Genomic DNA, 9,117 nt, shown 5'->3' on the forward strand with positions numbered 1-9,117 from the left:
ATGAGAGGTGACGAGGCGCGTGTGGTTGAGGGGTTTGTGGGGTGGCTGTCCACGCAGGGGTGGACAGTGCGCACTGAGGTGGACTTCGTCGACGTCGTTGCCGAGAAGGAAGGACACACGCTCTACGCTGAAGCCAAGGGTGCGACCACCGCACCGGGACTGGACGTCAATACGGCCATCGGACAACTAGTGAGCCGAATGCCAACCGAGTTCGATGAGTGTGCGTCGTTTGCGTTGGTCGTGCGTGACGAGCGTCGATCAGTCAATGCGGCCATACGAGCGCCTCAGCGGATTCTTGATCTGCTGAGGATCTCGTTGTACGCCGTGGATGAGAACGGTGGAGTACGACAGCTTGTAGGCCGTCGTACATAGATCGGCTCGCTGGCGCCGGGCGTCACCACTCCCGACGACGTGGTGCGCAACGATAACGGTTACAGCGTGTGTATCGTCCACGCCGGTAGCTACCTCACCGCCCCCCGCAACGCGCTAGAACCTGGCTTGATGCCATCTGAAGTGGTCTTGACTACAAACATTTCTCGCCTACTGCACTAGCTGTAAGAATGGCGCCGAGTTCGCGCACCGGACCGTCTGCCTGGGATGCAATGACAGGCTCACACGACAGCGCTCTACGCGCCGCGCTCACGTTTGGTCATTGATCGCTGCATCTGCGGCGTTGCGTTTCACCGAATCAATACCGTTTTGGGCGGCCGACTTTGACTCATATGCCTCACTGGAGGCGATGATCTCGCCGTTCGCCGCCTTCAGCCGAAACCGGAATTTGTCGGCCCTGTCCTTGTACAGTTCAAACTTGCCCGCCACGATATGTGTTCTCCCATCAGCGTCTAATGGAGGTATGGCAGCGAGGATAAGCCCGCTCGTGTGAGCATGTCTGTGAAATGGGTAACTCGCTGAGCGGCATTGCCTATTTCAAGACTGATACCAAGGTTATCCAGTGCGTCTTGGGCGCGTGTATCTGCTCCTAAAGACCTTCAGGGATTGTCGTGTACTTGATTCCGTGTCTCTTGTACAGCTCTTTGATCGAAGTCGCTGTCTGCCGGAGATCCGTAGACCGCCGCTCGGATCGCCGGACTCTTTAGGTTGAGTCCGATCAGTTCGCGATCACTCTCGACACCGATCGCGATGATCCGGTCGAAGGCATCGCCATGCTCGTCGCGTTACTGCGCCAGTGCCTTGAGCTTAGGAGCAGCGTCTCCGTAATGTGCGCCGTGCGGGTCGATGATCGACGGCTGCAGGACATCGTCAGCCAGGTGCACGAATACGAAGTCCGGCTGTACTGACTTCCACACGTCACCGGATTTGTGTGCGATCCTCAGCGAGTACTTGCCTGCGGCCGACGGATTGCGGTACCACCCCTCGAGAGAACCACTGGCAAGCTCGTGGCGATCGTCGCTCGCTCCCAGCGGTTCTTCGTCATCTTCAGGTCCAGCGGGTAGTCGCCGCCGGACGTGGAGAGCACGTGCCGGCGCACCGTTGGGAGTGGTTTGCCGTCTGGGTCCTGAGTACCGACTCGCTCGTCATCCTTGACCTGGATGGCTACGCGCTCAGGTTCGCGACCCATGTCCTCGATGGTTTCGTAGACGCGGGCGCGCACATCGTTCAAAGCCTTGATTTCGGCTGCTTTCGTCGTCAGCCATAGGCGGGTCAGTGAGTCCGCCGCATCCTCGGTCGGGCCCTGGACGTCAGCGTCGATGAAGGCCAACGCCGCCACGCGTGCCCGGACCGAAGTGATGTCAATGTCTGGATCGCCGGCCTCGTACGCCTCGTGAATTGCCGCCTGCATGTTTCGTTGGAGGTACTTGTTCACCACTGAGGTCGTCAGCATCCGACGCAGGTGCCGCAGCGCATCGTCGACCGTCGTTGCGTCAGCGGAACGGACCTCGATCATGTTTGAGGCCTCATTGTCTCCGTGTTTGGCTGTGATGCGTCGAATATCCGCGGTCCATGATCTGGTCGTCTGTTCGTCGACGGCTTCCTGATTTGCCACAGTGACTCCGTCAAGCACTTCGAACATCGCTGCGTGCGCGGCCTTGTCCGCATCGCTCACCAGTTCGTCACGGGACAGCTCGACCGCGGCTTTGAGCATCCGCTTGATCGGCTTGGGCGCCGCGGCGGGCTTTGCATACGACGGGAGTCCGGCGATCAGCTCGACAACCCTGGCATCGACCTCTGGATTGCGAACCAATGTCGCAGGGGCGAACAATACGTTCGGCACCGGGACGTTCGACCCGCCTGCGCGCGGCGGGATGATCCCCATGATCTCCTCGGCTACCGTCTTCGCCGTCGCCTTGTCGAAGTAGGGCAGGTTAGCACGCCGCGCTGTTCAGGCGATCGACGCTCGTCGACTGCGCCAGCGGAGTGCGCACCATGCGGCCGAGGAGCTGAGTGACGTAAGTGTCGTCCCTGGCCGGCCGCAATGACACCAGCACTTCGGCGCGGGACAGTCCCACCCAGTCGAGACCGCGTTCCTTGGCGACCAGCACACGAATGCGGGTGATCGCTCTCGATATCCTGCGGTGCCACCCTCGGGATCTCATAACCGCCGACCTCGATTATCGCCCGATCGCCGAGAACGTGAGCCACGCAGTCGCCGGCCATGGCGGGCCAGTTCTTCCGGACCGTCTCCAGAACTATGCGAATGAGGTCGTTCTCCTCGGCGAGGCCCTTCTCCGAGTCTTTCTCACCTGCGGTCTTGTTCGGGATCTGCACCACCAGCAGCGGCAGTACCGGCTCAATACCTTCTTGCTCGCAGTAGCTGTCCCACCGCTCGCACACCTCGACAAAGTCGATTGTTGCGTCGCGCACCATTGTCGTCGAGAAGTCGCCGGCCTCGTCGGGATGTCGAGCGTCAGAGAGTTCTTCAGCAGTCCCGACGCCTGCACATCTTTCGGCTCGATCTCGACGTTGCTGCGCTTGGTGAAGACTGAAGCCTTCTCCATAGCAGAGTCGAAGCGTTGCACTGTCGCCGAGATTCCAAGCACGATCGGGACCGCTCGGTTCACCCCGTTGCCGTTGATGATCTTCTGGACGATCGTTTGGTCGTTGCTCGACGAAGCCTTCATACCCTCATGCGCCTCGTCAAGCACCACGTAAAGCGTCTTGTCCTCGTCGGCAATCGTGTTGTCCAGAATCTCCCAGAATGTGTAGTGGCGTGAGTCAGTGTGCTTGACGAAATCGGCCGTTTTGCTGAGCTTGTCGGGATTGATGAAGTAGATCTTGCCGGTCTTCAGCGAATCGCCGGCGAAGGTCTTGTCCAGCAGTACCAGGTCGCCGGGTGGGATTCTGTCAGCGCACTCGATGAATCGCCCTCTGGTCTGTTCGTTGAGCGAGGGGTCCTTGGAGACCCACAGCACAACTGCGGTCTGATCAGCCTCGACGTCGAACTCATCGCTGCCGTGCAGCAGCGCCTCGATCACCGTTGCGGCGATCACGGTTTTTCCGGACCCGGTCGTCGACGACAGCGCGAACGTCGTCCGTTCATCGCGGCCGCGCCAGTCTTCCCTGGCGTAGCCGAGTCTTGTCAGGATTTTGTCGACGGCATCGACCTGATAGTCCTTTAGCGTGAACTTCATGGCTCAGGCTCTCCCAGTGTTGATTTGGAATGTGCGCAGGTACGACTCGTAAAGCCTGACCGGCTCCACGCCGTCGGGCAGCTGCCCCACGATCGCCTGGTATTGCGGCTCATCGTCAGTGACGATGTAGACCACCCTCAGCCCTTTAGTTCTATCGACCACCGACAGGAACGCACTTGCGGCGTCGACACTGAACAACACCGCGTACTTCTCAGCCACATCAAAAGTGTCGCAGCGTATGTCGATGACCCTGCCCTCGGCGCCAGCCCGCAACCACAGCAGAGGTGAGATCCTCTCGAATGCCAGATCCAGCTCGACTAGCGCGGCGTTCTCGTAGGTCAGTGTGAAGAATTCGACGTTCTCCTCGAACCCGTCGGCCATTGGATACTCGTCGCTGAACGCATAGTCGCCGTCGATCGTGATGCCTTCGGGGGTGCAGCCGGTCACGGCTGCAGTGATCCGAGGCTTGGTGACGCGCTCGCAGATGCCGCGCGAATCCCAGTCGGAGTCGCCGGGACGCAATCCACGCTTCAGCAGTGAGACCTCCTCGTCGTTGACCTCGTTATTGGTGACCAGGATCGACCGGCGGCGACCGTCATCCTCCCTGTTAAGCCTCATCACCGCATGTGCGGTCGTCCCTGAGCCGGCGAAAAAATCGAGGATGAGTGCCTCCGGCTTGTCCTTGACGAAGAACCTCAGCGAATCCTCCACCGCGTATAGGGATTTGGGAAACGGAAAACGATCGCCCAGGGATCAGCTTCCGCAGGAGGCTCGACCCGTGGTCGGCGGCAGAGTGAGCTGTCAGATTCCACTGCGTCGTCGGGATGGCACGGTTTCCCTGAGCTGACTCGCTCTCTACGACGACATGGCCGTTCTTTCCGATCTCATAGGCCCCGAACACGCCCTGTGCCAGCTTGGTCTGCTCGCCGGACTTCAAGTATGAGATCGCCGTGCGTTCGCCGTTGAAGCGGCCCGATCGAATGAACCCGTTAGCCAATAGCCTCTTCGCGGTAGCGACATTGGTCTGCCACCGGCCTTCGCTGCCGTCTTTGCGGATGGGCCAGATCGCCACCTCGCTGGGGTCGGCGCACTCGTAATCCTCCCGACGGGCGTCAGGAGGGATTGGCTGGTCGAACCGGAGAAGTTCGCCCGCTTCAGACAGGATGACTGGGTAGAATTTTAGTGGGCTCTCCTGTCGCTGCGCACCAGTGCCGCTGCGTAGAAAGCCATCCCAACGAATCTTGGCCGTCGACGTGGATTTCCCGCCGCGCCATTCAGGCCAAGACCAGAGGCGTCGGCTCAGCCCGGCCAAACGAGACGACGAACAGATACTCATCAGAGCGCCTGAATGCACCGTCTCGCTTCTGGCCGGAGGGTTGATCGCAACACTGACCATCTGGATCCGCGCTTCCGGGAACGTTTGCTCCAGCAACAACCCGAGCCGCAGGTATTCCTTCTCGTCGATGGTAACGATCAGTACGGAGTCCCCAGGGTTCAGCAGCTCCCGTGCGACCTCAGCCGCCGTTCAATGAAGGCGAGCCACTTTGAGTGCGCATAGGAATCGTTAGGATCGACGTAGTCGTTGTTGTACTTCCAGTCATTTGCCCGGGTGTTGTACGGCGGGTCGATGTAGATGACGTCGACCTTGCCCCGGTTTGTGAACAGTAGAGCCTCGAGCGCATGAAAGTTCTCGCTGTTGATCACCGTCTGAAACGGTTTGTCGCCGCCGCGCCCGATCCGTCCGGTCGACACCAGTCCCGGATAGATTGGATCGCGGAAGTCTGCACGAACACTAGATCTTCGATCGACCGCGAAGACTCTTCCTTGGTTCGCGGATCGATCAGCTGTGCGACTTTGGCCTTCTTCGGCCCAGTTAGCTTCGTGACAACCCAGACCGCGTCCGACTCGTCGGCCAACTCTCCCCGCACTGGAGGAACCGGACCTTGTCGCCGACCGAGATCGGTCGCCCGGTCATGCGACCGACTCAGGGTGTGCCGCTCGAAGTTCAGTCCGAACTGACGCCGCGACTGCAAGAGTCAATATGTCGGCGCAGCTCTTTCGCCGTCTCAGGATCGGTGCTCGCCACCCGATCGAGAAGCGCATGGAGTTCGTTGCTCACAGCGGTCAACACTACTTCGCGGCCGCAACGGTCTGCGAATAAGGATGGTGTTGGGTGCGCGTAGCCCACGCCTTCGTCCCCAGGCAAATAGTTGGTGTTCGACGTGCTCGTCACCTTCAGTCGGGTGCGGGTTCTGCATCGGAGGGAGTTCTCTGTATCCTGCTCGAATGCTGGGCAGGAAGCGGTCGTGGACCGAGCGCCTCCAGGATTGGGAGCGTTCGTCCGAAGATGCCCAAGAGCGCATGGAGGCGACACGCGAGCGCATCAAGGCGACGCAGGAGCGGCGGAGCATCATCAGTGGTACCTGCACAGGGTGCGACGGCGTTCTGGTCATGGATATGGACCGCAAATGCTGGTCCTGCGGACACAGAGCGGGACTCATTCAATCGGCCAGTGGTGTCCAGACGTTCACCTTGAGCGGCGCGATCAAGTGTTGACCCGGCACCAAGCTGCAGTAGAGAAGCGCATCAAAACAAGATATGGATGAACTGGTCGAGCAGCATCCAAGCGGCGAGATCGAAAACAATCTATGCTGCAGCAGGATTACTGCACGGCATGACTTGGCAGCAGGCCGAGCGCTATGTGTGTGGGTGGATGCAAAACACATCGCACTACGAAGATGCCCAACTGACGTCTCCGGGCGCTGACGACGGTATTGACATCGTATGTGACGAGGCGATTGCACAGGTCAAGCATCATCAAACGGCCGTCGGGATCGCCGAGGTGCAGCGCATGCTGGGGATCGCGGCCGCATTGAACAAGCAGGCATTATTCTTCTCCGCTTCGGGGTATACCCGAAGGCAACCATTTTCGCCGCTAGGTACCGCATCGCGTGCTACACCTACCCCCGGTACGTGAAGTCAATTAGCCCAGCCCATAGAGATACCTCAATCGTTCAGGCGCTCGGCCAATGAGCCTCGAGACGCGCAGCCTGCTGTTATGGAGTGGAGTTCGTCCGGTCCCGGGGTTTATCCGTGTCTCGGGCATGGCGTGTGTTTGTCGTTAGTATGATTAACACGGCTGGGCTCTGGTGTGTACCAGACTGGCCACTGTATGCCTGTGCCACAGGCGCCGGTCAGGTCCGCGCCGTTGAAGGTCGCGCCGATCAGGGTCGCATGGGTCAGGTCGGCGTCGGTCAGGTCCGCGAGGGCAGGATCGCGCCGGTCAGGTCCGCGCCGGTCAGGTCCGCGCCGGTCAGGTCCGCGCCGGCCAGGGTCGCGCCAGCCAGGGTCGCGAGGGCAGGGTCGCGCCGGTCAGGTCCGCATGGCTCAGGTCCGCGCCGGTCAGGTCCGCGCCGGCCAGGGTCGCGCCGGTCAGGTCCGCATGGCTCAGGTCCGCGTCGGACAGGTTCGCGTCGGTCAGGTTCGCGTCGGTCAGGTTCGCACGAGTCATTACAAGTCCTGCCAGATTCATCGTATCCAAACTCAGCTCTGCAAAAGGTCGCTCCTGCAAGGGATCATTGTTAGATCGTTCTCGTACAAATCGCACGTTCTCGAGTCGTTCTGCCCGCGCAGCGGCGGCAGCTGCGATCTCTCGATCGCGATCCGCTCTGGCATCATCAAGTCTTGCACCAGCCCACAAGACCACCCCCGCGATCAGTAGTGCGACCACACCGTCACGCACCCACCGGGCGGGTCTGGCAACCACTCTTTCGCGTTCGCCCACCGGCTAGGTGCGGTCTGCCACCATGCCTGGATGCGTTGCCAGAGGAGTGTTAGCGGCCCAGGCCGCGAAGGCGGATTAGTCGTCACATCAGGATTCTGCCCGTCCTGGCCCAGAGTGCGCGACACGAATGCCTGGTCGTCGCACGGATGATGCACTTGATGTGCCGCCGCCGCAGTGAAACCCAATTGTCGGTCTGCTCACGACAAGCGCAATCGATTTCGCGGGGGCCATCGTTGGCGGAACGTTTTCTTCAACCGCGATTAGGGCATCGTGCGTGAATCCGCCGGAAGGCGCATCGCCTCCGGCGGCACCCACAACGTGACCGTCGCCCGCGACACCCCATTCACACTTTGGATCGGCAACTCACACAACGCGCGCCACTGCCCATCACACAACTGCAACCACGCCACCAGGCGGGCCGGCATCTCACGCTCCACCCGAACACCGAATGCCCTCACCCGCAACGACACCTGCGACGGCGCGAACCCAACAGGCCGGCCAGCAGTCGGGTCCAGCACCGACATGTCCACCACCACCGCACGCGGCGGCTCACACAACCGCAACGTCCGCCGATCCGGCCACAAATCCACTCGAACATACGTACGAAGTCTAGTAGAGTCCCCACCGTGGTGGGTACGGGCACGGAGGGAAGGTCCGCGCCCTACCCACCACATCAGCCACGTCACCGGCACCACGGGGTCACGACAACAACGGTTGTGCCACCGACCAAAAGACGAGTACGAAAAACCAGGCCACACCCGCGAGGCAGCCGTAATCCCCCCACCGCTTCGTGCAGATAGCAATCACGGTGAGGGTAATCGCCACCAGAATCGCAACCATCAGCATCAACTGGTAGGTCTGATGCGCCGACTGAGAGAGAGCGGTTATCAACATGCGGCGCAGCCTACGACCCGCGTTTTCGAAACCTCCCAGCTCCGAAACCCAGCAGCACGCACCGTCACCGGTTACCCCGCTCACCTAGGCACAGAAGACCGACGCGCTACCGCGACACCAAGCCCTCCCGCACCTGCACCGCTCCCGCACAATCACCTTTACGTTGGAGTACGTCCGGGGCGGTCGCCTCGGACGTTCGTCCGCGGTTCGGGGCGTGGCTCGACAATCACCTGTTGTCGCTGGTGGCTTGGCGTGGAAGGTCACCCCGGACCGTGACGGGTCGTTTCGGCCGCTGATTGAGATGTGTTCGCGAACTTGTCGCTGTGTAAAGGTGTGCCGGCGAAACCACCCTGACGAGCCAACCGCACACGGAAGACAGTATGGACGAAAAGATCTGGGTAGGAATCGATGTCGGTCGGCATGCGCATCACGCCGCCGCGGTCGACGAGGCGGAACAGTGCTGTGTCTCGGCGGCTTCCCAACGATCAGCATGCTATCGAAGCGCTGGTGGACCGGTCGCTGGTGTCGAGACGTGGTGTGGTGGGCGATCGATATGACCGCGCGGAGTCGGCATTGTTGCGGGGTGTGCTGGCTGCACGGCGGCAGCAGATCCGCTATGTGCCCGGTCGCGTCGTGCACAGTATGACCGGTGCGTTTGCGGGTGAGGGCAAGACCGATGCTCGCGACGCGGTCGTGATCGCTCAGACAGCCCGCCTACGTGGCGATCTCGCGACGATCACCGTGCCCGACGACCTCGCGATCGAACTCGACCTGCTGACCGGACATCGCAACGACCTCGTCGCTGAACGTACGCGAGGCATCAACCGCCTGCGCGCCTGCTGACCCGCA

The 9,117-nt window shown here is 61.0% G+C and carries 13 protein-coding genes; 3 read left to right on the top strand and 10 right to left on the bottom strand.

Annotated features, from left to right (window positions below):
- Window positions 1-372: a hypothetical protein gene (locus GTV32_RS23040; RefSeq protein WP_161062721.1), complete on the top strand. Its 372-nt coding sequence runs from the start codon at window positions 1-3 to the stop codon at window positions 370-372.
- Window positions 373-639: 267 nt separating this feature from the next.
- Here GTV32_RS23040 and GTV32_RS23045 read toward each other — a convergent pair whose 3' ends face one another.
- From GTV32_RS23045 to GTV32_RS23255, 6 genes are all read right to left on the bottom strand, one after another.
- Entirely contained in the window at window positions 640-819 is a 180-nt protein-coding gene (locus tag GTV32_RS23045) for a DUF1508 domain-containing protein (RefSeq protein WP_161062722.1), read from the bottom strand.
- Window positions 820-1,330: 511 nt separating this feature from the next.
- On the bottom strand, window positions 1,331-2,275 hold the full coding sequence (locus tag GTV32_RS23050; protein ID WP_161062764.1) for a hypothetical protein: 945 nt from the start codon (window positions 2,273-2,275) through the stop codon (window positions 1,331-1,333).
- Between the two features lie 49 nt (window positions 2,276-2,324).
- On the bottom strand, window positions 2,325-2,555 hold the full coding sequence (locus GTV32_RS23055) for a hypothetical protein (RefSeq protein ID WP_161062765.1): 231 nt from the start codon (window positions 2,553-2,555) through the stop codon (window positions 2,325-2,327).
- 93 nt (window positions 2,556-2,648) lie between these two features.
- Window positions 2,649-3,590 carry a DEAD/DEAH box helicase family protein gene (locus tag GTV32_RS23060; RefSeq protein ID WP_161062766.1) on the bottom strand — a complete coding sequence of 314 codons (942 nt, stop codon included), beginning with the start codon at window positions 3,588-3,590 and terminating at the stop codon, window positions 2,649-2,651.
- Between the two features lie 3 nt (window positions 3,591-3,593).
- Window positions 3,594-4,301, bottom strand: a complete 708-nt coding sequence (locus GTV32_RS23250; RefSeq protein ID WP_343287472.1) for a DNA methyltransferase — start codon at window positions 4,299-4,301, stop codon at window positions 3,594-3,596.
- 783 nt (window positions 4,302-5,084) lie between these two features.
- The gene (locus GTV32_RS23255; protein ID WP_202422921.1) at window positions 5,085-5,342 is read right to left on the bottom strand and encodes a hypothetical protein; all 258 of its coding nucleotides are present in this window, start codon (window positions 5,340-5,342) and stop codon (window positions 5,085-5,087) included.
- 850 nt (window positions 5,343-6,192) lie between these two features.
- Between GTV32_RS23255 and GTV32_RS23070 the strand changes: the two genes are divergently transcribed.
- Window positions 6,193-6,567, top strand: coding sequence for a restriction endonuclease (locus GTV32_RS23070; RefSeq protein ID WP_161062767.1), 375 nt, complete (start codon window positions 6,193-6,195; stop codon window positions 6,565-6,567).
- Window positions 6,568-6,677: 110 nt separating this feature from the next.
- On the opposite strand, the gene GTV32_RS24240 is transcribed toward GTV32_RS23070, so the two are convergent.
- From GTV32_RS24240 to GTV32_RS23085, 4 genes are all read right to left on the bottom strand, one after another.
- Window positions 6,678-6,848: a pentapeptide repeat-containing protein gene (locus tag GTV32_RS24240; RefSeq protein ID WP_202422928.1), complete on the bottom strand. Its 171-nt coding sequence runs from the start codon at window positions 6,846-6,848 to the stop codon at window positions 6,678-6,680.
- A complete protein-coding gene (locus GTV32_RS24245; protein WP_202422929.1) occupies window positions 6,845-6,937 on the bottom strand; it encodes a pentapeptide repeat-containing protein in 93 nt (30 codons plus the stop codon). The genes GTV32_RS24240 and GTV32_RS24245 overlap by 4 nt, the downstream gene beginning before the upstream one ends.
- Window positions 6,904-7,374: a pentapeptide repeat-containing protein gene (locus GTV32_RS24250; RefSeq protein WP_343287473.1), complete on the bottom strand. Its 471-nt coding sequence runs from the start codon at window positions 7,372-7,374 to the stop codon at window positions 6,904-6,906. Before GTV32_RS24250 ends, GTV32_RS24245 begins: the two co-directional genes overlap by 34 nt.
- A gap of 699 nt (window positions 7,375-8,073) precedes the next feature.
- Window positions 8,074-8,268 carry a hypothetical protein gene (locus tag GTV32_RS23085; RefSeq protein WP_161062727.1) on the bottom strand — a complete coding sequence of 65 codons (195 nt, stop codon included), beginning with the start codon at window positions 8,266-8,268 and terminating at the stop codon, window positions 8,074-8,076.
- Window positions 8,269-8,775: 507 nt separating this feature from the next.
- Between GTV32_RS23085 and GTV32_RS23090 the strand changes: the two genes are divergently transcribed.
- Window positions 8,776-9,111 (top strand): transposase, encoded by a 336-nt coding sequence (locus GTV32_RS23090; RefSeq protein WP_343287474.1) that lies wholly within the window; start codon window positions 8,776-8,778, stop codon window positions 9,109-9,111.
- The last annotated feature ends 6 nt before the right edge of the window (window positions 9,112-9,117 follow it).

This window comes from Gordonia sp. SID5947 (genome assembly GCF_009862785.1).
In the GTDB taxonomy this organism is placed as follows: Bacteria; Actinomycetota; Actinomycetes; order Mycobacteriales; family Mycobacteriaceae; genus Gordonia.

Bases quoted from the DNA above. Each gene is read 5' to 3' on its own strand.
- GTV32_RS23040 (WP_161062721.1), top strand. From the start codon at position 1: ATGAGAGGTGACGAGGCGCGTGTGGTTGAGGGGTTTGTGGGGTGGCTG.
- GTV32_RS23050 (WP_161062764.1), bottom strand. From the start codon at position 2,275: ATGGGGATCATCCCGCCGCGCGCAGGCGGGTCGAACGTCCCGGTGCCG.
- GTV32_RS23055 (WP_161062765.1), bottom strand. From the start codon at position 2,555: ATGAGATCCCGAGGGTGGCACCGCAGGATATCGAGAGCGATCACCCGC.
- GTV32_RS23060 (WP_161062766.1), bottom strand. From the start codon at position 3,590: ATGAAGTTCACGCTAAAGGACTATCAGGTCGATGCCGTCGACAAAATC.
- GTV32_RS23070 (WP_161062767.1), top strand. From the start codon at position 6,193: ATGAACTGGTCGAGCAGCATCCAAGCGGCGAGATCGAAAACAATCTAT.
- GTV32_RS23085 (WP_161062727.1), bottom strand. From the start codon at position 8,268: ATGTTGATAACCGCTCTCTCTCAGTCGGCGCATCAGACCTACCAGTTG.